Source organism: Streptomyces sp. So13.3, from assembly GCF_005860785.2.
In the GTDB taxonomy this organism is placed as follows: domain Bacteria; phylum Actinomycetota; class Actinomycetes; order Streptomycetales; family Streptomycetaceae; genus Actinacidiphila; species Actinacidiphila fildesensis.
Genome location: NZ_CP048835.1, coordinates 8854229 through 8875257, shown reverse-complemented (window position 1 = coordinate 8875257; position 21029 = coordinate 8854229). Strand labels below are relative to the sequence as shown.

Sequence of the window (21029 nt, the reverse complement as noted above, 5' to 3'; positions counted from 1 at the left end):
CCGCTCAAGAGCGGGGACACCCGCGCGCGGCCTGGTCAGCCGGCCTTGGACAGCGCCTGCGGTGCGTAGATCTCGACTGCATCCATCAGACGGCCCACCCTCCGAGTGGTCCCCGACCCGTCACCGACCGTCCCGGACGCCGGCCGCGCCGTGGAATCATCAGGATGTGATGGGCGACTGGGAGTGGGACGACACGCTGTTCCTCGGCACGGCCACCTACTACGGGCGCGGGAGGCTGCCCTACGCTCCCGGGCTCGCGGACCTGCTGGCCACGGCCGTACAGCTCGACGGGCGGGGGCGTTTGCTCGATGTGGGATGTGGTCCTGGCACCCCCGCCCTGAGCCTGGCGCACCTGTTCGGCGAGATCGTCGGTCTGGACCCGGACGGTGGAATGCTCGCCGAAGCCGAGCGCGGGGCCGCACGGGCGGGAGCGGCCCGAAAGGCGCGGTGGGTGCAGGCCCGGGCCGAGGAACTGCCCGTGGGTCTTGGAGAGTTCACCGTCGCGACGTTCGGCCAGTCCTTCCACTGGATGGATCGCGACCTGGTGGCGGCCACAGTCAGGGACATGCTCCGGCCCGGCGGGGCGCTGGTGCACATCTCCGACCTCAAGACGGAGATCCGAACCGTCAACGGACTTCCGTATCCAGCCGTGCCCTACGCCGCGATCGACACGCTGGTCAGGCACCACCTGGGACCGGTCCGACGAGCCGGGCGGGGGGTGCTGACGCACGGAACACCCGGTGATGAGGCGGCGGTGCTCACACGGGCCGGCTTCTCCGGCCCCCAACGCCATGTCGTCCCCGGCGGGCAAGCGCTGGAACGCACGTCCGACGACATCGTCGCGTGGGCGTTCTCCATGTCGTCCTCGGCTCCCCATCTGTTCGGCCCGCACCGCGACGACTTCGAGGCGGATCTCCGTCGGCTACTGCGCGACGTGTCCCCGGCAGACCGGTTCTCCGAACGACAGCCGGGCACCGAGGTCTTCGTCTGGTGGAAGAGCCCCGCCGGGCCGGCACCGCTGCCGGCGTAACGCGGACCAACGGACCAGCGCGAACCAGCCGACCTGCGCGCCCACCCCGCGCGCAGGTCCGCTGCATCCGCACCGCGCATCGGCGGCGGCCTTCACCACCGCCGAGTGGCGCTCAGGTCGTCCTGGCCGAGGTCAGGAGCTCGTGAGGATGACGAGTTGCTGAGTCGCGCGGGTCATCGCGACATAGCGATCAACGGCTCCCTCGATGCCCGTGCCGAACGACTCCGGGTCGATGAGGACCACCAGGTCGAACTCGAGCCCCTTCGACAGCTCCGGGGTCAGCGACCGGACGCGGGATGTCGCCCGGAACGTGGGATCGCCGATGACGCAGGCGATGCCTTCGTCATGGGCGGTGAGCCACGTGTCGAGGATCGAGTCCAGCTCCGCAACGGATCCATGGACGACGGGGAGATCGCTGCTGCGGATGGAGGTCGGCACATTGGCGTCCGGGAGTACGGTCCGGATGACCAGCTCGGCCTCCGTCATCACCTCTTCCGGCGTCCGGTAGTTGATGCTCAGGGAGGCCACGGTGATCCGGTCGAGCCCGACCCGCTCGAGCCGTTCCTGCCACGACTCCGTGAACCCGTGCCTGGCCTGGGCGCGGTCCCCGACGATGGTGAAGCTCCGGGACGGGCAGCGCAGCAGCAGCATCTGCCATTCGGCATCGGTCAGTTCCTGCGCCTCGTCCACGACGACGTGCGCGAACGGGCCGGCCAGCACATCGGGTTCGGCGCCGACCAGTGCGCTCTCGTCGATCAGGGTGTCCTGCAGGTCCTGTCCGCGCAGCATCCCCACCGCGCCTTCGCTCTCGTCGATCAGCATGTTCTGCAGCAGGCTGTCGATGGCGGCGGCCCTGGTCGCGCGTTCGGCGGCGACGGCGGCCTCGTTCCGCCGCATGCGCCGGGACGCCTCCGGGTCGCCGAGCCGCTGCCGTGCCGCGTCCAGCAGCGGCAGGTCGGACACCGTCCAGGCCTCGGTCTGCGCGCGCTGCAGCTTGCGGACGTCATCGGGACCGAGCCAGGGCGCGCACTTGCGCAGATAGGCGGGCACCGACCACAGATCCGCGACGAGGTCGGTCGCCTCGACCAGGGGCCACGCCCGGTGGAGGGCCTTGAGCAGCGCCCTGTCCTGCAGCAGCGACCTCCGCAGCAGCTCGGGCGAGGCTTCGCTGTCGTCCTTGTCCATCAGGATCGTGAGCAGCTCCTCCATGATCTGTTCGTGTGCCTCGTTGTGCGGAGTGCCCTGCTCCACCGCTTCGAACGCGACCGCCCAATCGCGGGGGCTCAGCCAGAGGTCGGACCAGTGGGTCGCGACCGTCATCCCCTTGGTGGGCGGCTCCTCGTAGATGCCGACGGCCGCCTCGATCGCCTTCACCAGGTCCGCGGACGACTTCAGACGGGCCACGTCCGGGTCGGGCTCGATCACTGCTCCGGCTCCCTCGGCGACGAGGTCCCGCAGGGTGCAGGTCTGCACGCCCTCCTCTCCGAGGCTGGGCAGGACATCGGCGACGTAGGCCAGGTAGGGCTGGTGCGGGCCGACGAACAGCACGCCGCCCCGACGGTGCCCGAGGCGGGGATCGGAGTAGAGGAGGTAGGCGGAGCGGTGCAGGGCGACGACGGTCTTCCCCGTACCCGGGCCGCCGTCGACGACGAGAGCGCCGCGGGATCCCGCCCTGATGACGGCGTCCTGGTCAGTCTGGATGGTGGAGAGCACGTCCCGCATCCGGGCCGACCGGTTGCTGCCCAGGCTGGCGATGAACGCGGACTGGTCGTCGAGCGCGGCGCGCCCTTCGAGCCCTTCGGCGGTGAACACCTCGTCCCAGTAGTCGCTGATCCGGCCGCGCGTCCAGCGGTACCTGCGGCGGCTCGCCAGACCCATCGGATTGGCGTGGGTCGCCGCGAAGAACGGCTCAGCCGCGGGGGAACGCCAGTCGAGCAGCAGCCGGCGACCAGTGCTGTCGGTGAGGCCGAGTCGTCCGATGTACACCGGCTCGGAGTCTTCCGCACTGACGATGTGGCCCAGACACAGGTCGAGACCGAAGCGCCGCAGGGCGCGCAGCCGACCGGTCAGGCGGTGGATCTCCGTGTCGCGGTCCATCGCTCCGCGGCCGATGCCGCCGGGTGCCCTGCGCTCGGCGTCGAGGAGGGCGGACAGTTCGGCGATCGCCTGCTCGAGGCTCTCCGCGATGGCCGCGAAGTGCTGCTCGTCGCCGGCGATCATCGCCGGTTCCGCCTTGGGCGCGAGGCGGTCGGGAAGGTCGAACGCGCTGGTGGTGGTCAGAGGGTTCATGTTCATCGCCTCCGGTCCGAGGTCGCTGCCGCGACGGCCGGAGCGCACACCCGCATCCCGGTGCCGGGGACTCGCACCCGCAATGCGTATCCCATCACCACCGACTCGATGTCACCGCACGACCCGTAAACCGACAACAACACATGCACTTCGTGAATCTCCCATTTCTGCAGGTTATGACCTCGGCCCGTGATTGTGCCCCACGACCGGGGCCTTGCCGCAAGCCCCCCATTGCGCTATAAGTTGAAAGTGGCAAGGAGTGGATATTCCTCCTGCCCTCCTCGCCCACTCGGGGCCGACAAGCCACCTGCAGTCGCCGAACGCGGCCTTCTCGTCCTCTTGAGCAAGTTCGCCGCATTTTCCTTGCTGCGCAAGCCAGCCCGGACGGGTTGGGTGCGTGATCGTCCCGCGTGTCTCGTAGGCTCCGGGCCATGAGTAACGGGGAATCCGGCAGACGGGTCATCGACGGGCGCTTCGAGCTGGAAGCGCGGCTCGGCAGCGGTGGCATGGGGCTGGTGTGGCGGGCACGCGATCTCGTGCTCGACCGGGCGGTGGCGCTCAAGGAAGTACGGCCGTCGGATCCCGGGCTGGCCGAGTACGACCCGCCCGCCGCAAGCCTGTTGCGGGCCCGGGTGCTGCGGGAGGCCCGTGCGCTGGCCCGGGTCGAGCATCCCAATGTGGTGACCATCCACCACGTCGTGGACGGCGGTGAGGGCACCTACCCCTGGCTCGTCATGGAGCTGGTGACCGGCGGATCGCTTCAGGACCGGCTCGCGCGCGGGCCGATGGAGCCGGTGGAGGCGGCTCTGCTGGGCCGCGAACTGCTGGCCGCGCTGCGGGCCGCGCACGCCGTGGGAATCCAGCACCGGGACGTCAAACCCCCCAACGTCCTGCTGCGCCCCGACGGGCGCCCGGTGCTCACCGACTTCGGCATTGCCGCGATCCGTGAGTCCACGGTCCTGACGGCCACCGGATCGATGATCGGTACCCCCGACTTCATGGCCCCCGAGCGGATCACCGGGGACGGCGGCGGGCCGAGTTCGGACCTGTGGTCCCTGGCGATGATGCTGTATGTGGCGGTGGAGGGCCATCACCCGCTGCGCAGGGCAACCACCCTGGCCACGCTGGCGGCCGTCCTCAGCGAGGAGCTTCCGCCGCCGCGACAGGCCGGGCCGCTGACAGAATTCCTCAACGCCCTTCTGGTCAAGGACCCGGGCGACCGGCCGGACGCCGAGTCCCTGGACCGCATGCTGGCGGTCGCAGCCCAACAGCAGCCGACCGGACCGGTATCCGGTCCTGGACCGGTGCAAGGACACGGACCCGTGCCCGAGGCAACGTCCTTCCGGCTGGGATCTCCCGTCGCCGAGCCCACGGCGGCCCGGCCGGACGGTTTCGGGCCGCCCATGCCCCACGACGCCGTTCCCCACGGTGCCGGTTCCTCGGCCTATCCCTCGCCCTATTCCTCGCAGTACCCCTCCCCCTACGCCTCGCAGTACCCCTCGCCGGAGCCGGGCGCGACGCGCCCGTCCATCGGCAACCAGCGGCGCAGGCTCCGTACGCGACGGGTGGCGATCGGCTCGGCGGTCTGCGGAACCGTGCTGACGGGCGTGCTGGTGTGGACGCTGCTCCCGGAGCAGAACGGCGACAACATCGTGTCCGGGAAGCCCGGCTCGGACGCCTCCACGTCACATTCGTCGGGTCCGGTACCGACCACCGCACCGTCCACGACGCAACCGGAGAAGGATCCGGTGAAGGTGAGCCTGCTGACGCCCGACGGCATCCGTGCGGCGATCAAGGAACTGAAGGCGCAGATGGGGACCGACAAGGTCGGCCGCTTCGTGGTCTACCCGGAGTACATCTCCGCCGAAGGCATGGTCAAAGGCAGCGCCACCCACTACGACAGCTACGACTACCGGGTCGGACAGGGCGTGACCCGCGGCACGATCAGCGGAACACTCCTGGGCGGTGAACAGCCCGTCAGCCTGGACCTCTACAACTGGGACGCCCTGCCCGCCCTGCTCAGCCGGGCACAGAAGGACCTGAAAGTCCCCAAGCCCACGACGCGCTACCTCGTGCTCCGCCAGCCCAACAACATCTTCCATACCCCCGCGGGCATCGGCGTCTACCTTGCCGATGCCTACGACGGCGGTTACCTGGACGCAGATCCCAAGGGCAAGGTCACCAGGCTGATGCCCGCCGGTGACTAGCGGTCCTCCTCCGATCCCCGTTCCCAGGCGTCAGGAGGTGCCACCGAAGTCGACGTCCTTGGTCGCGACCGCCCCGGCGGTCCGTCCCGGCGCCGTCTGGTAGGTCCAGTACAGGTTCGTGTGCGCGATGACTTGGTCCGGCGGCGGCGCGCCCCATTCCGACTGGTCCCCCGTCGTGTGGGCGTCACTGACGAGCGTCGCGTCGTACCCCCGCGCGAACGCGCCGTGGAGGGTCGAGCGGATGCATGCATCGGTCTCCGCACCGGCGACGACGAGCCGTCCGACTCCGAGTCCCGACAGCACGGTCTCCAGGGTGGTGTCCTCGAAGGCGTCGCCGTAGTTCTTCTCGACCAACGGCTCGGCCTCGCCCGGAGTCAGCTCGGGGACGATCCGCCAGCTGTCGCTCCCCCGCACCAGGTGCTCGTCGGAATGCTGGACCCAGACGACCGGGACCCGCTCCCCCCGCGCCTGCTCGACCAGGCTGCCGACATTGGCGACGACCGCGTCGCGCTCATGGGCTTCCTGGACGACGCCGACCTGCACATCGACGACGAGGAGTGCGGTGTTCGGTCGGTTCTCGAGTGTGGTCATGGGTCCTCCTGATCACGCTGGGTTCCTCGGGCCATCCACGGTAGACCCACCCACTGTCAGCGAGGTCGATCACCGGCACGCGGCACCGGAAATCCGGCGGCATCGAGGAGGCCTGTCGGCCCCCTCGCCACCTGCCGTCGCACGCCGGCCGGAACGTGTGCAGGGGGCCGCTCGGGTGTCGGAACTGCTCCATCCGGGCCCATGGGGCAGTAGAAGCCACCTCACTCGGGGCACAGCTCCTTCCGTGCCGGCGTCCCGCCGCACACCGCATCACGTCCCGATGGAGATCCCCCATGAAGTTGCGCACTGCCGCGTCAGCCGCCACGACCACGTTGGTTCTGCTCGCCCTGGCCTCCCCCGCCGTGGCACAGACCGCGCCGCCCGCCCCGACCGCCCCCGCCGCTGCCCCGGCCGCGTGTGCCAAGGAGCAACTGGCCTACCTCACAGCCGAGGACCAGGCGATGGCAGCCGCCATCCAGGCGGACACCGCACGGAAGGCGGCCGACGCGGCCGAGAAGGACGTCGCTGTCCTGAAGGAGAGCTCGCACGTGGCGGGCGACCTGGGAGCGCGGTACGGCTCGCAGGGGCTGCAGGCCGGCATGGCGGTCTCCAAAGCCACCGACGCCCGGGATGCCGCGGCCACGGCCACGGCGCTCAAGAAGCTGGCGGAGCTCGCCAAGAGCAAGGGCGGCGCCGACGGCACCTACCAGTCCGACCGGCTGACGCGTCAGGCTGCCCTGGCGCAGAAGGCCACCAAGGCCACCAAGGCCATCACCCTCAACGCCACCGCCGACAAGGCCGAACTGGCCGCCATGACCGCGGTCAAGAACCTGGCAAAGCCCCGCACCCTGCTGGAAAGCTGCCTGAAGAAGGCCTCCGCCTGATCTTCCGGAGGGCACCACGGTGAGCAAGGCCCCTGGCAGTCCCGATGTCCCGGCGGAACCCACCGTCCGGAACGGCGCGGGACAGGTCCCGGCGACCTGGACCGATCACCGGCTGCCCTGACCGTCAGGTGCGGAGCGCCCATCCCGACGCCCCGCACCTGGCGGTTTCCCGCCCGGCTCGTTTCACACCCTCGCCAGCACCGGGTAGTCCGTATAGCCCTCCTCGACGGCGTTGACACCGGATCCGGGCGAGATCCGAAGGCCGACCCGCTCCGGGCCGATGGCCTCGGCGACGGCCCGCACCACTTCGGCCGTGAAACGAATGCGTCCCTCCACCCCGCCGCCCCGCTCGTCGGTCCTGCGGTTGGTGTTCCGCGCCAGGAACTGGTGCAGCAGATGGCCGTTGGCGGAGTGCACCTCCACACCGGCGAAGCCTCGCGCGTCATGGCCCATGCGAGGACCGTAGTGCCCGCGGAATTCGGCTGTTCCCTCGGCCGGGACCGGTCCCGTCGCCTGGTTCACGAGTCCAGCCACGCGCCGATCTCGTCGGTGTGCTCTCCCAGCCGGGGCGGCCGCCGGTCGTAGCGGGGCGGGGTGCGGGACAGACCGATGGGGTTGGCCACGAGATGCATCGGCCGGTCGTCGGTGGTGATCGTGGCGCGCGGCGCGAGACCCAGGCGTTCAGCCAGCCCGAAGGCCTCCGCCAGGTCGTTCACCGGCCCGCACGGCACGCCCAGCGGTGTGAGGACCTCGAACCAGTCGGCTGCGGTGCGGCGTTCGAGCAGCCGGGAGAGCTGTCCGGCGAGCTCGTCGACGTGCGCGACCCGGCCGGTGTTGGTGGCGAACCGGGGGTCGGCCGCCAGCTCCGGTGCTTCCAGCCCGTGGCACAGGGCGGCGAACTGCCGGTCGTTGCCAACGGCGATCACCATCGGGCGGTCGGCGGCCGGGTAGACCTCGTACGGGGCGATCGAGGGATGCCGGTTGCCCATGATCCCCGGCACCGCGCCCGCCAGCGTGAAGCCGCCGGACTGGTTCACCAGACTGGACAGCAGGGACGACAGCAGATTGACCTCGACATGCTGTCCCTCGCCCGTCGCATCGCGGTGCCGCAGCGCGGCCAGCACGCCGATCGCGGCATGCAGGCCGGTGAGCACGTCCACGACGGCCACGCCCGTCTTCACCGGCTCCCCGGATTCCGGGCCCGTCACACTCATCAGTCCGCCGACCGCCTGCAGCAGCAGGTCGTAGCCGGGCAGGGCGGCGCCCTTGCCTGAACCGAAGCCGGTCACCGAGCAGTAGACGATGCCCGGGTTGACCGCGCGGGCCTGCTCGTAGGAGAGCCCGTACTTGGCCATGGTCCCCGGCCGGAAGTTCTCGAACACCACATCCGCCCGTCGGACCAGTTCCAGCGCCCGCCGACGGCCCGTCCCGTCGCGCAGATCGGCGGCGAAGGAGCGCTTGTTGCGGTTGACGGACAGGAAGTACGTGGCCTCCCCCTCGGCATGCGGCGGGCCCCACGCCCGGGTGTCGTCGCCGGTGTCGGGATGCTCGACCTTGACCACGTCCGCGCCGAGGTCGGCGAGGAGCATCGTGGCGTACGGGGCGGCCAGCACACGGCCGAAGTCGGCGATCAGAACGCCTGACAGCGGCAGTCGGACGGCATCGTTCACTGGGCACCTGCCTGGGAACTGGGGTGGTGGACGGGCGTTGCGCCGGTGGGGACTCCGCACGCGGCCGCGGCAGGCCGAAGCGGAGTGCGGTCAGATCAGGCCGTGCTGCTGGGCGTAGCGGGTGGCCGCCGACCGGTCGCGGGAGCCGGTCTTGGCGAAGATCCGGTTGATGTGGGTCTTGACGGTGTTGCCGCTGAGGAAGAGCTCCGCGGCGATCTCGGTGTTGTTGCGACCGCGGCCGATGAGGGTGAGGATCTCCGCCTCGCGACGCGTCAGACCGTCCGGAAGTTCGGCGGGCGGTGCCTGCTCGGGCGGTTCCTCGGACTGCCGTGGGCCGGCCTGCGCGGCGGCCAGCAGGGTCGCCTGAACCTGAGGGTGGAGCACGCTGAGGCCGGCGGCGGCGCTGTGCAGGGTGTGGGCGATGTCCCGCCGGTCCGCGTCCTTCGTCAGATAGCTGCGGGCGCCGGCCTGGAGCGTGTCGAGCACCGAGCGGTCGTCGGCATAGGTGGTCAGGACGACGATGGCCACCTCCGGGTGCTCGGCGGTCAGCCGCCGAGTGGCCTCGATGCCGTCCATCACGGGCATGTGCAGGTCGAGCAGGATCGCGTCCGGGTGGTGCCGGGCGACCAGGTCCAGAGCCTCCTGGCCGTCGGCGGCCGTGCCCACGACGTCGAGGTCCGGGAGCAGATCGAGCATGAGCGCGAGACCCTCCCGCACGCTGGCCTGGTCGTCGGCCACGATCACCCGCAGCGGCTTCTCCGGCGTGGTCATCGGGGAACCGTCGCGGTCACGGTCCAGCGCCTGCCGTCCGCGGCGTCCGCCGTGAGGGTGCCGCCGAGCAGCAGCAGGCGCTCCCGCATGCCTGTCAGGCCGTAACCGCCGTCGAGGGTCGCGAAGCCGTGCGCGGCCGCGGCTCCGAGCGGATTGGCGATACTCATGGTCACGTTGTCGTCCCCATAGGTCAGTGTGAGCGTCACCGGCTGGTGCGGCGCGTGCTTGGCGGCATTGACGAGGGACTCCTGGGCCGTACGCACCAGGGCCAGCGTCTGGTCCGGCGGCAGCGGTACCGGGCCGCCGTCCACCCGCAGGGCGACCGGTGTGCCGTGGCGCTGCTCGTGGGTGGCGGTCATCCGGGCCAGCTCCTCGTCCAAGGGGAGCGTGTCGGTGCGCAACGCGTGCACGGCACGGCGTGTTTCGGTCAGTCCGTCGGAGGCCATCCGCTGGGCCACCGCGAGCACGCCGTCCGCCCGTTCCACATCGGGGGTGTCGGCGAGGAGGGCGCGGGCGGCCTGGATCTGGATGCCGAGCGCGCCGATCGAGTGGGCCAGCACATCGTGGATCTCGCGGGCGATGCGTGTGCGTTCGTCGAGGACGGCACTGCGGCGCTGCTCGGCCCGCAGTTCCTCCGACCGGGCCCGCAGTTCCTCGGACTGGGCCAGCAGGGCCGCGCTCTGGTCCGCGCGGAGCCGGTAGGCCCGGCGGTTGAAGCCGGCCTGCAGGCCGAGCATCAGCAACAGCGGGATGCCGAGCGCCTTCGCCGGGCTCGCGTCGGTGATCAGGGCACCCGTCGCGGCCGCGACCACCCCGGCTCCGAAGACGGCCCAGGCGGCCGTCAACCGGGCCTCGGTGCCGGCGTCCATGACGGCGATCACGCCGAGCGCCGCCAGGGAGGTGACGTCCTCCTGGGCGCACACCCCTGCGGCGACCACCGTGATCAGTCCGAGAAGCACCGGCAGCGCGGGTGCTGTGCCACTGCGGTTGATCACCGCCGCGCAGACAACCTGCAGGATCCCGCACAGGGCGTAAGCCGCGACGGTGACGGGAAGCGCCACCGGCCCGAGCGAGGCACGGAGGAAGATGTCGACCCCGATCAGGCCGTACGCCCCCGCCCTGATGAGCCAGGACACCGTGCGCAGCATGAGCTCACGATAGCGGTCACGATCACGGGCGGCCGTCACGAGGTCCGCGCCGCGGGGACCGGCCGGCAGGACGGGGCGGCCGGACGCGACCGGGAGCTCCGCAGGGTGGAGTCCCATCACTACCTCCGGGTGGTCGGCCGATCGTACGGGTTCGTCGGGTTCGACGGGTGTGAAGGGTTGGACGGGTGTGCAGAGTTGGACGGGCTGGACGGGCCGGACGGCTCGGAGGGGGTGCCCGTCAGTCCGTCAAGGCGCGAGTTGAGTTCCTGCAGACGGCCACCGAGGAAGACGGAACCGTCCTTCTCCTGGGCGAAGGGGATTCCGGACCGGTGAGCGCGCCGGGTGATCATGGCGGCCTGTGCCAGGCGGTTGATGCCGAGCATCAGCACGATGGGTGCGGAGGACGCGGCGACATGGGCTCCCATGGTGCTCGCGAGCAGCATCAGGGTGAGCCGGGAGCCGATCAGGGCCGCCCACAGCCACAGGCTGCGCGCCGGCATCTGGCCCCACAGGCCACCGTCGCGGTTGCGGAGCCGCATCATCGATCCCTGCCCGGTGCCGATCGCGGCGGCGATCACCGCGCCGACCACCAGCAGTGCCACGTCCGCGGGCTGCACCGCGCCGTGCCCGCCGAGCCGGGTCAGACCGACCACCGCCAGGACGGCCGGCAGCAGGATCACCCGCTTGCCCCGCAGCGGCTCTCCGAGCAGCTGGCGTCCGATCACGTAAGCCACGATCGCGATGACGGCAAGCACTTCCCACATGTCTGCGCCCTCCTTCTGTCGATGCGAGTGGCGGGCCGTCCAGCCCGACACCTGCGACGTTAGGGAGAGAGCCCCTGCTCGGGCGTCACACCGCGGGGTGAGGTCCGGGGTGACGTCCGGATCACCCCTGGAGCCGTATCGGGGCCCCGCAGGCTGCCTGGGTACTACGCGGGCCCGGACAGGTCGTACCCGATCTGGACCCGTGCTCCGATTCCGTCGGCGGCCGAACGGCCGAAGGTGAGGGCATCGCAGGAAATGCAGCCTTCACCCCCAGGGAGCACACCATGCTGTCGCAACTGACCGAGGCAATGATCGTCAACGGCGCCGTGCTGGTGGCCGTGCTGGAGAGCGACCTCGGCGGCCACCGCAAGATCGGCACGTTGCGGATCCTGCGGCCCGCACTGATCGCCGGCGCTGTCATCCCGCTCTTCCTCGATCGGCCGGCCACGCACGGCACCGGCCTGGTCCTCGAGATGGGCGCCATCGCCGTCGGATTCCTCTGCGGCCTGGCGGCCATCGGCCTGATGCGGGTCTACCGCAGCCCCCGGACGGGCCTGCCGGTCAGCGGCTCCGGAGCGCCGTACGCGCTTCTGTGGACCGCGGTCATCGGCGCCCGCGCCGCGTTCTCCTACGGATCGGCCCACTGGTTCCCGCGGCAGCTGACCGACTGGTGCGTGAGCCACGACGTCACCGGAGCGGCCATCACCGACGGGCTGATCTTCATGGCCGTGGCGATGCTGCTGACCCGCACCATCACTCTGGCGCACCGCGCCTACCGGCTGCCGGCCGTCGCCACCGCCTGAGCCGGACCACGTCCCCGGCCGACACACGCGAACCCCGGCTCCGTTCCGCCCTCAGGGCGGATCCGGAGCCGGGGTTCAGCGCGTCACGCCGGTGTACAAGCCCTGCCCGGCGGCCTCAGGAGCCTGACGGGCGGTCACGGACGCTGTGCGGAAAGGTCATCCCGCCGTGACGACCTCGGTGTCGTAGAAGCAGAAGTGGTCCTTGATCGCGGCCACGTCGTCCTTCGGCTCCCGGTACGCCCAGACCAGGTCGGCCGCGCCGGGCACCGACCAGTACGACGCGTCCCCCTTGAACGGGCAGTGCGTGCTGGTGTCGGAGGCGGTGAGCAGCTCCGTGCGCACATCCTCGGGCGGCAGGTAGTAGCGCACCGGACAGCCCGTCTCGCGGAGCTCCAGCGGGCGACTGCTCTCCGCCAGGACCTGTCCGTCGCGCACGACACGAACCGGGGTCGTGCCCTCTTCGATGGTGATGCGGTGTCCATTCGTCATACCCAGTGCAGCGCCCGGGGGCGGTCGGTTCTTCCCTCTCCGGCCGCCCACCGGCACAACATTCGGCCTGCCGTTCCTCAAGAAATTCCGGGGACGGCGGCGAAATCCGCCACCCGCTGCTCCCGTCCCCGGGCGGCGAGCACCCGGGCGACCGGCACCTGCCCGACGGCAAGCGCCACGGAGACGGCCGCCAGCCCCGACCACAGCACCGCCGGTCCCGCGTGTTCGAGGATCTGGGTGCTGACGATCGGCGCGGCGACGCCGGCGAAACCCCAACTGATGCCGTAGACGGCCAAGTAGCGGCCGGTGCCACCGGGCGGGGCAAGGTCGGCGACAAGTGCGTAGGACCGTCCGAGGATCACCAGATCGCCCAGGCTCCAGACGACCGTGGCCGCCAGCGAGGCCGTCAAGGTGTGCGCTACCGCGTAACCGGCCAGGCCGACCGCGAGCAGGACATAGCCGAGCGCGAGCGCCGCAGGCGCGGACAGGGCCGAGAGGCGCTGGACACGCAGCAGGGGCTGGGCGGCGACGATCGTCACCGCGGAGACCGTGAAGAGCACTCCCGCGTCCGCCGGTCGCATGCCGCGGCGCGCCAGGGACAGCGGAAGCGCCATCATCACCTGCAGGTACACCAGGGCGTACACGGTGCCGGACGCGAGCATGAGGAGCAGCACGCGATCGCGCCACGGCTTGATTCCGGCGGCAGGTTCGGGGGACGCCGGGCCGGGCTCGGCACGGCCACGTCGCACGGGACGGTCGGCGGGCAGAACGAACCGGATGATGACCGCGCAGACCAGACAGCTCAGTGCGTCGGCGACGAACAGCCAGCGCAGGTCCCACCGGCCCAGACCCGCCGCGATCAGACCGGCGCCCATCCCGCCGACGGCCAGGGCCGCGTTCAGCAGGCTGTAGGCGCGGACCCGGTCGGCGGGGCCGACGGAGTCGGCGATCATCGCCTGGCTCGGCGGTTCGTACAGCTCGAAGACCAGTCCCAGCAGCACGGCGAAGACCGCGACCTCCGCCAGCGAGCCCGCGGCGGCGATGCCGAGCTGGGCGACGGCGCAGCCGGCCAGGCCGAGGACGATGGTGCGACGCCGTCCGAGGTGGTCCGCGAGGCGGCCGCCCGCCAGGCGCGACGGGATCGTCGCGAGCCCGAAGGCGGCCGAGACCAGCCCGGCGGTGGCGACGCTCGCCCCGAAGTCCGTGCTGATGAGGACGGTGAGGAACGACAGGCAGAAAGCCCCGAGCCGGTTGATCGCCCGGGCGGCGAGCAGCAGCCAGACGGTGCGGGGCAGCCGGCCACCGCGCGCCATGAGTCCCATGCACGTCTCCGCATCCTCGTCACTGGTGAATCGACTATTGTCAGTGACGGACGTTAGGCCCGAAGGGAGTAACTGGTCAAGTGCTATTCGACAGTCACATGGCGATCCTGCTCGACGCGGCCGTTTCGCTCGTCAACGCGTTGACCGACGGCGAGGCGCGCGGCAAGCCGTTCACCGCACCGCGCGGTGCGGACCTCCCCGCCGCCGTCGATGCCGCGCTGACCGCCTCCAGCACCAGCCCGGGCACGATCGAACCGGCGCAGGCCGCGCACCTGGCCGGCACGGCGCAGAAGCTGCGACTGGTCTTCGAGGGCGTGAGCGGCGGCCGCATGGATGACGCGGTCGCGGTGCTGAACGAGCTGCTGCTGTCGAACGGTGCCCGCCCGCAGCTGGACCGTGTCGAGGGAGAGCCCTGGCAGGTCCATTTCCATGGCGCGGACGACACCCTGGCGGTGGGGTGGAGCGCCGGCTGTGCGACCGGCCTGGCCATGGTCATCGGCGGCGACCTCGCCGGCCGCCTCGGCGTCTGCCAGGCGACCCAGTGCGATCGCGTCTACGTCGACACCTCACGCAACGCCGGCCGCCAGTTCTGCTCGACGGCCTGCCAGAACCGCTCCAAGACGGCCGCGTTCCGTGCGCGCCGGGCCACGAAGCCGTGAGCACACCTGATCCCGCGGGCAGGCTCCGTCGACGCGCTTGCACCCGGCCGAGGCATGTTCCTCGGCCGGATGGAGCACCGTGAAAGGTGCAGCCGGACGCGTCACCTGAAGCTGGGCACGTGAGTGCGAGGTCGGACCCCGCGCCACGCTCCCCGGGAGGTACGCACGTGCTGTCACGATCGTCCGGACGCCGCCACACCCGCCGCTTGATGCCGGTCGCCGTGGTGATCGCCGCCGCGGCAGCCGGCGGGCTCGTCCAGCCCGCGCACGCCGGGGATGAGGCCCGTCCCAACCCCGGCCAGGCGCTGCAGCGCAGCATCCAGAAGCTGGTCGACACCGCGGGCGGCCCGCCCGGAGTGATCGCCGTGCTCACGCGCGGTGACCGGACCGAGGTCTACCGGGCCGGAGTCGCCGACCTCAAGACCGGCAGCCCGCTGCACGCGACCGACCACATGCGGCTCGCGAGTGTCTCCAAGGCGTACAGCGGGGCGGTCGCCCTGCAGCTGGTGGACCAGGGGCGGCTCAAGCTCGACACCACGATCGGCGAGCGGCTTCCCTCGCTGCCCGCCGCCTGGTGCAAGGTGACGCTCCGCCAACTGCTCAACCGCACCAGCGGGCTGCCCGACTACACCGGCTCCGCCGAATTCCGGCGGCTCCTGGGCGTGGACCCGCACCACGTCTTCGATTCCCGTAAGTTGCTCGACTTCGTCGCCGACAAGCCGCTGGTCTTCCCGGCGGGCGCGCGGTACCAGTACTCCAACTCCGACAACATCGCCGTCGCGCTGATGGCCGAGGCGGCGACCGGCCGGCGCTACGAGGACCTCCTCAAGCAGCTCGTGTACCAGCCGCTGAACCTGCGGCGGACCAGCCTCCCGCAGGGCTTCCGGCTCCCCCGCCCCTACCTGCACGGCTACGCGGTCGACCCGCCCGCCCCGCCGGAGGACGTCACCGAGCTCTTCGGCTCCTCGGGCGTGTGGGCCTCCGGCGCCGTCGTGGCGACGCCGAACGACCTCACCGCGTTCATCCGCGGCTACGCCGGCGGCAGCCTCCTGTCACCGCAGACCCGCAAGCAGCAGCTGACCTTCGTCCCCGGCGGAGCGTCGGAACCGGCCGGCCCTGGGGTCAACGCGGCAGGTCTGTCGATCTTCCGCTACACCACCCGCTGCGGGATCCTCTACGGCCACACCGGCAACACCGCCGGCTACACCCAACTGGCCGCCGCCACCCCGGACGGCAAACGGTCCCTGACCTTCTCGATCACCACCCAGACCAGCAAGAGCATCAAGCCCGAGCTCCTCGCCCAGGTCCGCACCGTCCAGGAAGACTTCGCCTGCGCCCTGCTGCGTCACTGAGGTCCTGCGGCGACCGGCCGGGCGCGGCCGATGGGGCTGGTCCGGCCGGTCGTCCGTTCATACGAAATGGGGCCATGGATGCTGGAATCGCCGCGCTGCTCGGCGCCGCCGTAGGATCGCTCTCCACCCTCGGCGCCGCGATGGTGAACGGACGCTCTGCGGCACGCTCGCAGTTCGATCAGTGGCGCAGGCAGCATCGCCGGGACGCCTACGCGCACTGCCTCGCGGCTCTCCATCACCGTGACATCGCCATGGACGACGTGCTCGACGCACTCCGGTCACAAGGCTTCCTTCGGGAGTGTTCCGGCGACCGGGCGAACCGCGCCCGACACTTCGCACAAGACGTCGCCTACGCGCCTCAACGGGCGCGGAAGGCCTGGCGGTAGGCCGTCGGGGAGACGCCGATCGTGGTGGCGAGGTGTTGGCGGAGGGAGACGGCGGTGCCGAAGCCCGCGTGGGCGGCGACCTGGTCGACCGGCAGGTCGGTGGTTTCCAGCAGGCGTCGGGCGTGGCCGACGCGCTGTTGGGCGAGCCACTGGCCGGGGGGCATGCCGACCTCGTCGTGGAAGCGCCGGCAGAACGTCCGGACGCTCATGCGGGCGTGCTCCGCCAGTTCGGCAAGGGAGATGGGCCGCTGCAGCTGCTGCAGGGCCCAGTCGCGGGTCGCGGCGGTGGTGGCGGCCGAGGGCTGCGGCATCGGGCGCTCGATGTACTGAGCCTGGCCGCCCTCCCGCCAGGGGGGTACGACGCACAGCCGGGCCACCTGGTTGGCGATGTCACTGCCGTGGTCGCGGCGCACCAGGTGCAGGCAGAGGTCGATCCCGGCGGCCACACCGGCCGCCGTGAGGACCTGTCCGTCGTCGACGAACAGCACGTTCGCGTCGACCTGGATCTTCGGGAACGTGCGCTGGAAGTGGTCGGCCTCGTTCCAGTGGGTGGTCGCGGAGCGGCCGTCGAGCAGACCGGCCGCGGCCAGCACATAGGAGGCGGTGCAGATCGAAACGATGCGGGCTCCGGGCGGCAGGAGGGCGAGCGCCTGGGCCAACTCGTCGGGCAGCCAGTCCCGTTCCTCGTCGGGGCCGCAGGCGAAGGGCGGGATGACCAGCGTGTCGGCGCTCCGGAGCGCCTCGCTCCCATGGGCCACGGTGATGGTGAAGTCGGCGCTGGTGCTGACGGGTTCCCCGTCCAGACTGCAGGTGATGACCTCATACAGCGCTTCGCCGTCGCGCCCGGCGGCGGTGCCGAAGATTCTCATCGGGATGCTCAGTTCGAAGGGATAGACGCCTTCGAGGGCCAGGACCACGACACGATGCATGGCAAGATTCTTTCAGATGCTGGCAATCTTGCCACTCGTTCTTCATGGCGGAATGCGAAAACCTTGATCTCAACGGGCCACAGGGGCCCGGCGGAACAGGGGATCAGGGGAATGACGATGCGTGCGATCGGCCAGGACGAGTTCGGCGGACCCGAGGTGCTGAAGGTCATCGAGGTGGAGCGCCCGGAGCCCGGGCCGGCCGAGGTGCTCGTGCGGGTGCACGCGGCCGGGGTCAATCCGACCGACTCCTGGCACCGGGCCACCGGCGGCCTGGCCGGTACCGTGATCCGGCTCGGCTGGGACGTCTCCGGCGTCGTCGAGGCGGTCGGGTTCGGGGTGACCACACTCGCCCCCGGCGACGCGGTGTTCGGGATGCCGCGCCACCCCCTGCCGGCGGGCACCTACGCCGAGTACGTGACCTCCCCGGCCCGGCACCTGGTCCGCAAGCCCGCCGGACTGACCCATGTGCAGGCCGCCGCGCTGCCGCTGGCCGCGCTCACCGCCTGGCAGGCCCTGGTGGACGTCGCCGACGTGCGCCCCGGACAGCGCGTGCTGATCCACGCCGCGGCGGGCGGCGTCGGCCACCTCGCCGTCCAGATCGCCAAGGCCCGCGGCGCCCACGTCATCGGCACCGCCCGCTCGGCCAAACACGACTTCCTGCGCGGTCTCGGCGCGGACGAACTGGTCGACTACACCCAGGCCGACTTCGAGACCGCCCTCGAACCGGTCGACGTCGTGATCGACACGATCGGGGGCGAGTACGGGCCGCGCTCCCTGCGCACCCTGCGCGCCGGCGGCACCCTGGTCGCCCTCGCCTCCCCGGCCGAGGCGTACCTGGCGGACCAGGCCCGACCCCTCGGGCTGCGCGCCGCCTTTATGGTCGTCGAACCCGACCAGGCGGGCATGCGGGAGATCGCCGCCCTCGCCGAGACGGGCCTGCTGCGCCCCGAGATCGACACGGTGCTCCCGCTCGAACGGGCCGCCAAGGCCCATGAACTCGCCGACAGCCGCCGCACCACTGGCAAGATCGTCCTCACCGTCACCGACTGACCCGCATCGTCAACGACCGACCCGCATAAGGACTCGCCCGATGACCACGTTCGTCCTCATACCCGGCGCCTGGCACGGCGCATGGACCTTCGAACCGCTCGCCCGTCAGCTGCGCGCACACGGGCACCAGGCCTTCCCCCTGACCCTGACCGGGGTGGGCGACCGCAAGCACCTGCTCACCCACTCGGTCAATCTCGACACCCATATCGACGACGACGTCAACCTTCTGACGGACCAGCAGATCACCGACGCCGTCCTCGTCGGGCACAGCTACGGCGGCATGGTGATCACCGGCGCCGCCGACCGCGTCCCCGAGCGGGTGGCCGGTCTGGTCTACGTCGACGCCATGGTCCCCGAGGACGGCGACTCGTGCTGGTCCCTGGTCACCGACCAGGAGCGCGAGTGGTATCTCAGCGGCGCGCACGAGACCGGCTTCACCAGTGCGCCACTCCCGTTCTTCGACCCCCGAGCCACTCCGCACCCGCTGGCCTCCCTGCTCCAGTCGGTCCGCCTGGCGGGCGGACTCGACCGGTTCCGGAGCAGGGACTACGTCTACGCCACCGGCTGGGACGGGCAATCCCCGTTCACCGGGCTCTACGAGCGACTTCTCGACGACCCCACCTGGCGCACGCACGCCCTGGCCTCCGGCCACAACGTGATGCGGGACGCTCCCGATGAGCTGCTGAAGGTCCTGTTGGCGAGCGCGGAGGACTGAGGAGCGGAGAGCAGAGAACGGGGCTACCGCCGTCAGGCCGCCCTGACCTGGCGGCGGTAGCCGCCCGGGGCCAGGCCGTACTCCCGCTTGAAGGCCTTGGCGAAGGCGAACTCCGAGCCGTAGCCGGTGCGGGCGGCGACCGTCGTGAGCGGAGCGTCGGACTCCCGCAGCAGACGGGCCGCGGTCGTCATGCGCCAGCGGGTCAGATACGCCATCGGCGGTTCGCCGACCAGCGCGGCGAACCGCCGGGCGAAGGCGGCACGGGACAGGCCCGCCCGTTCGGCCAGCGACTCGACCGTCCACTGGGCCGAGGGGTCGTCGTGCATCGCGGACAGGGCGGGCGCCACCGCCGAGTCGCCCAGGGCCGCCGCCCAGCCCTGGGCGGCAGCCGGTGGCTGATCGTCGAGCCAGGCCCGCAGGATGTACAGGAGCAGCGAGTCGATCAGGGTGGGCACGATGCCGTCCGAGCCGATGCGCGGGTTCTCCAGCTCGTTGCCGAGCAGCTGGACGGCTGCGCTCAGCTCAGGGTGGCGGCCGTGCCGCGTCGCCAGATGGATCACCTCGGGCAGCTGCCGTACCAGGGGGTGCGGGCGGCCCTGGTCCAGGTGGTAGTTGCCGCACAGCAGGCTGGTCTCGGGGCCGTCGCCGCCGAGGGTGACCGAGCCGATCGGTGAACCGCCCTCGAACTGCTCGTCGTTGGGCTCCTCGGCCGGCGTCGAGGGATGGTCGGCGAGGATGTGGCCGCGTCCGTCCCGCAGGAAGACCACGTCGCCGGGGCTCAGCGGGATCGGCTTGAGACGCGACGACCCCTCGTCGAGCGGGATCAGCCAGCAGGTCCCGTACAGCACCACATGGAACCCGGCGCCCGCGACCGGCGGCAGCCGCAGGCCCCAGGGGGCGCGGCCGTTGGTCCGCACGGACGCCGGGTGCCCGGTGCGCATCGAGGCCAGCGCCTCGGTGAGGATGTCCATCCGGCCTCGCCCTTCCTGGTGCGGCCCGCTGTGGTCAGACCGTCAGGACAATCTTGCCCTGTACGTGCCCCGAGGCAACCAGCTCGTGTGCCTTGCCGACCTCCGCCAGGGGAAACGTCTCCTCGACGTACGGACGGATCAGCCCGGCGTCGACGAGCTCGGCGATCGCTTCGAGCGCGGCGTAGTCCGGCTCGACCGAGATGCCGGCGAAGCGCCGCCCGGCCGCCTGGACACGTGCGGCGAGCTCCGGGTTGCCGTGCTCCAGGATGCTGATGAGCACGCCGCCGGGGCGCAGCACGCCGAGCGAGAGGTCGCCCTGGGCCGTGGAGTCGAAGACCACTTTGACGTCCTTGACGGCCTCGGTGAAGTCGGTGGTCCGGTAGTCGATGACCTCGTCGGCGCCGAGACCGCGGACGAAGTCGTGCCGGGCGGCACTGGCGATGGCGATCACATGGGCGCCGCGCGCCTTCGCGATCTGCACCGCGAAGTGGCCGACGCCACCGGCCGCCCGCTGGATCAGCACCCGGTCGCCCTTCGTGACCTCGGCGGCCTGCACCAGACCCTGCCAAGCGGTGAGCGCCGCGAGGGGGATGGCGGCGGCGTGCACATGGTCGATGGAGGCGGGCTTGCGGGCCACCTGACGGGACGGGACGGCCACGTACTCGGCGTACCCGGTGGCGGCACGGGGGAAGAACGGCATCCCGTACACCTCGTCGCCCACTTCGAACCTGGCGCCGGGGCCGGCCTCCTCCACCACTCCGGAGATGTCCCAGCCCACGCCGAACGGCGGCTCACCGAGCAGCGGGAAGGCGCCGGACCTGACGGCCACGTCCACCGGGTTGACCGCACTGGCGTGGACCTTGACGAGGACCTCACCGGACAGCGGCTTCGGCCGCTCGGTCTCCACGACCTCGAGGACCTCGGGACCGCCGAAGGACTTCTGGATGACTGCGCGCACGGTAACTCTCCCTGGGTTGGGTCCGGCTGGTGCCCGGCCCG

At 71.2% G+C, this 21029-nt stretch carries 20 protein-coding genes and 1 pseudogene; 9 read left to right on the top strand and 12 right to left on the bottom strand.

Annotated elements, in window-relative coordinates; genetic code table 11:
• Positions 1-169 precede the first annotated feature (169 nt).
• Positions 170-1030 (top strand): class I SAM-dependent methyltransferase, encoded by an 861-nt coding sequence (locus tag C8250_RS39580; protein WP_138355383.1) that lies wholly within the window; start codon positions 170-172, stop codon positions 1028-1030.
• Between the two features lie 132 nt (positions 1031-1162).
• Here the strand turns inward: C8250_RS39580 and helR are convergent, their stop codons facing one another.
• The gene (helR, locus tag C8250_RS39575) at positions 1163-3319 is read right to left on the bottom strand and encodes an RNA polymerase recycling motor ATPase HelR (protein ID WP_138355382.1); all 2157 of its coding nucleotides are present in this window, start codon (positions 3317-3319) and stop codon (positions 1163-1165) included.
• A gap of 431 nt (positions 3320-3750) precedes the next feature.
• On the opposite strand from helR, the gene C8250_RS39570 reads away from it, so the two are divergent.
• Positions 3751-5526 carry a serine/threonine-protein kinase gene (locus tag C8250_RS39570; protein WP_138355381.1) on the top strand — a complete coding sequence of 592 codons (1776 nt, stop codon included), beginning with the start codon at positions 3751-3753 and terminating at the stop codon, positions 5524-5526.
• 30 nt (positions 5527-5556) lie between these two features.
• Here C8250_RS39570 and C8250_RS39565 read toward each other — a convergent pair whose 3' ends face one another.
• Positions 5557-6117, bottom strand: coding sequence for an isochorismatase family protein (locus tag C8250_RS39565; RefSeq protein WP_138355380.1), 561 nt, complete (start codon positions 6115-6117; stop codon positions 5557-5559).
• 293 nt (positions 6118-6410) lie between these two features.
• On the opposite strand from C8250_RS39565, the gene C8250_RS39560 reads away from it, so the two are divergent.
• Complete coding sequence (locus tag C8250_RS39560) at positions 6411-7001, top strand: hypothetical protein (RefSeq protein WP_138355379.1); 591 nt, start codon at positions 6411-6413, stop codon at positions 6999-7001.
• Positions 7002-7211: 210 nt separating this feature from the next.
• Here C8250_RS39560 and C8250_RS39555 read toward each other — a convergent pair.
• The 5 genes and pseudogenes from C8250_RS39555 to C8250_RS39535 all read right to left on the bottom strand — a co-directional run.
• Positions 7212-7442 (bottom strand): annotated as a pseudogene (locus tag C8250_RS39555) (alkene reductase); the annotation flags it as partial.
• Between the two features lie 77 nt (positions 7443-7519).
• A complete protein-coding gene (locus tag C8250_RS39550; RefSeq protein WP_138355378.1) occupies positions 7520-8671 on the bottom strand; it encodes a CoA transferase in 1152 nt (383 codons plus the stop codon).
• A gap of 90 nt (positions 8672-8761) precedes the next feature.
• Entirely contained in the window at positions 8762-9442 is a 681-nt protein-coding gene (locus tag C8250_RS39545) for a response regulator transcription factor (protein WP_138355377.1), read from the bottom strand.
• Complete coding sequence (locus tag C8250_RS39540) at positions 9439-10707, bottom strand: histidine kinase (RefSeq protein WP_138355376.1); 1269 nt, start codon at positions 10705-10707, stop codon at positions 9439-9441. Before C8250_RS39540 ends, C8250_RS39545 begins: the two co-directional genes overlap by 4 nt.
• A gap of 2 nt (positions 10708-10709) precedes the next feature.
• Positions 10710-11354 (bottom strand): hypothetical protein, encoded by a 645-nt coding sequence (locus tag C8250_RS39535; RefSeq protein ID WP_187145169.1) that lies wholly within the window; start codon positions 11352-11354, stop codon positions 10710-10712.
• A gap of 284 nt (positions 11355-11638) precedes the next feature.
• Here C8250_RS39535 and C8250_RS39530 point away from each other — a divergent pair, with 284 nt between their 5' ends.
• Entirely contained in the window at positions 11639-12157 is a 519-nt protein-coding gene (locus C8250_RS39530; RefSeq protein WP_138355375.1) for a hypothetical protein, read from the top strand.
• A gap of 156 nt (positions 12158-12313) precedes the next feature.
• Here C8250_RS39530 and C8250_RS39525 read toward each other — a convergent pair whose 3' ends face one another.
• Positions 12314-12652 (bottom strand): DUF427 domain-containing protein, encoded by a 339-nt coding sequence (locus C8250_RS39525; RefSeq protein ID WP_138355445.1) that lies wholly within the window; start codon positions 12650-12652, stop codon positions 12314-12316.
• Between the two features lie 71 nt (positions 12653-12723).
• Positions 12724-13968 (bottom strand): MFS transporter, encoded by a 1245-nt coding sequence (locus C8250_RS39520; protein WP_232485963.1) that lies wholly within the window; start codon positions 13966-13968, stop codon positions 12724-12726.
• Positions 13969-14048: 80 nt separating this feature from the next.
• Between C8250_RS39520 and C8250_RS39515 the strand changes: the two genes are divergently transcribed.
• From C8250_RS39515 to C8250_RS39505, 3 genes are all read left to right on the top strand, one after another.
• Entirely contained in the window at positions 14049-14627 is a 579-nt protein-coding gene (locus tag C8250_RS39515) for a CGNR zinc finger domain-containing protein (protein ID WP_244809682.1), read from the top strand.
• 209 nt (positions 14628-14836) lie between these two features.
• Complete coding sequence (locus C8250_RS39510; protein ID WP_138355442.1) at positions 14837-15979, top strand: serine hydrolase domain-containing protein; 1143 nt, start codon at positions 14837-14839, stop codon at positions 15977-15979.
• Positions 15980-16053: 74 nt separating this feature from the next.
• Complete coding sequence (locus tag C8250_RS39505) at positions 16054-16365, top strand: hypothetical protein (RefSeq protein WP_232485964.1); 312 nt, start codon at positions 16054-16056, stop codon at positions 16363-16365.
• Here the strand turns inward: C8250_RS39505 and C8250_RS39500 are convergent.
• Positions 16338-17294: a helix-turn-helix domain-containing protein gene (locus tag C8250_RS39500; RefSeq protein WP_138355374.1), complete on the bottom strand. Its 957-nt coding sequence runs from the start codon at positions 17292-17294 to the stop codon at positions 16338-16340. The genes C8250_RS39505 and C8250_RS39500 overlap by 28 nt on opposite strands.
• Before the next feature lie 117 nt (positions 17295-17411).
• On the opposite strand from C8250_RS39500, the gene C8250_RS39495 reads away from it, so the two are divergent.
• Positions 17412-18344 (top strand): NADP-dependent oxidoreductase, encoded by a 933-nt coding sequence (locus C8250_RS39495; RefSeq protein ID WP_138355441.1) that lies wholly within the window; start codon positions 17412-17414, stop codon positions 18342-18344.
• Between the two features lie 40 nt (positions 18345-18384).
• Positions 18385-19059, top strand: coding sequence for an alpha/beta hydrolase family protein (locus C8250_RS39490; RefSeq protein WP_138355373.1), 675 nt, complete (start codon positions 18385-18387; stop codon positions 19057-19059).
• A 32-nt stretch (positions 19060-19091) separates the two neighbouring features.
• Here C8250_RS39490 and C8250_RS39485 read toward each other — a convergent pair whose 3' ends face one another.
• Together C8250_RS39485 and C8250_RS39480 are read right to left on the bottom strand one after the other, a co-directional pair.
• Positions 19092-20030: an AraC family transcriptional regulator gene (locus C8250_RS39485; RefSeq protein WP_138355372.1), complete on the bottom strand. Its 939-nt coding sequence runs from the start codon at positions 20028-20030 to the stop codon at positions 19092-19094.
• Positions 20031-20064: 34 nt separating this feature from the next.
• Positions 20065-20988 (bottom strand): NADP-dependent oxidoreductase, encoded by a 924-nt coding sequence (locus tag C8250_RS39480; RefSeq protein ID WP_138355371.1) that lies wholly within the window; start codon positions 20986-20988, stop codon positions 20065-20067.
• Between the last annotated feature and the right edge of the window lie 41 nt (positions 20989-21029).

What these genes read in the sequence shown, in the direction of transcription:
- C8250_RS39505 (WP_232485964.1), top strand. Translation starts at nt 16,054, where the DNA reads ATGGATGCTGGAATCGCCGCGCTGCTCGGCGCCGCCGTAGGATCGCTC.
- C8250_RS39500 (WP_138355374.1), bottom strand. Translation starts at nt 17,294, where the DNA reads ATGCATCGTGTCGTGGTCCTGGCCCTCGAAGGCGTCTATCCCTTCGAA.
- C8250_RS39580 (WP_138355383.1), top strand. Translation starts at nt 170, where the DNA reads ATGGGCGACTGGGAGTGGGACGACACGCTGTTCCTCGGCACGGCCACC.
- helR (WP_138355382.1), bottom strand. Translation starts at nt 3,319, where the DNA reads ATGAACCCTCTGACCACCACCAGCGCGTTCGACCTTCCCGACCGCCTC.
- C8250_RS39540 (WP_138355376.1), bottom strand. Translation starts at nt 10,707, where the DNA reads ATGGGACTCCACCCTGCGGAGCTCCCGGTCGCGTCCGGCCGCCCCGTC.
- C8250_RS39535 (WP_187145169.1), bottom strand. Translation starts at nt 11,354, where the DNA reads ATGTGGGAAGTGCTTGCCGTCATCGCGATCGTGGCTTACGTGATCGGA.
- C8250_RS39490 (WP_138355373.1), top strand. Translation starts at nt 18,385, where the DNA reads ATGACCACGTTCGTCCTCATACCCGGCGCCTGGCACGGCGCATGGACC.
- C8250_RS39565 (WP_138355380.1), bottom strand. Translation starts at nt 6,117, where the DNA reads ATGACCACACTCGAGAACCGACCGAACACCGCACTCCTCGTCGTCGAT.
- C8250_RS39570 (WP_138355381.1), top strand. Translation starts at nt 3,751, where the DNA reads ATGAGTAACGGGGAATCCGGCAGACGGGTCATCGACGGGCGCTTCGAG.
- C8250_RS39495 (WP_138355441.1), top strand. Translation starts at nt 17,412, where the DNA reads ATGCGTGCGATCGGCCAGGACGAGTTCGGCGGACCCGAGGTGCTGAAG.
- C8250_RS39485 (WP_138355372.1), bottom strand. Translation starts at nt 20,030, where the DNA reads ATGGACATCCTCACCGAGGCGCTGGCCTCGATGCGCACCGGGCACCCG.
- C8250_RS39510 (WP_138355442.1), top strand. Translation starts at nt 14,837, where the DNA reads ATGCCGGTCGCCGTGGTGATCGCCGCCGCGGCAGCCGGCGGGCTCGTC.
- C8250_RS39545 (WP_138355377.1), bottom strand. Translation starts at nt 9,442, where the DNA reads ATGACCACGCCGGAGAAGCCGCTGCGGGTGATCGTGGCCGACGACCAG.
- C8250_RS39520 (WP_232485963.1), bottom strand. Translation starts at nt 13,968, where the DNA reads ATGGGACTCATGGCGCGCGGTGGCCGGCTGCCCCGCACCGTCTGGCTG.
- C8250_RS39560 (WP_138355379.1), top strand. Translation starts at nt 6,411, where the DNA reads ATGAAGTTGCGCACTGCCGCGTCAGCCGCCACGACCACGTTGGTTCTG.
- C8250_RS39530 (WP_138355375.1), top strand. Translation starts at nt 11,639, where the DNA reads ATGCTGTCGCAACTGACCGAGGCAATGATCGTCAACGGCGCCGTGCTG.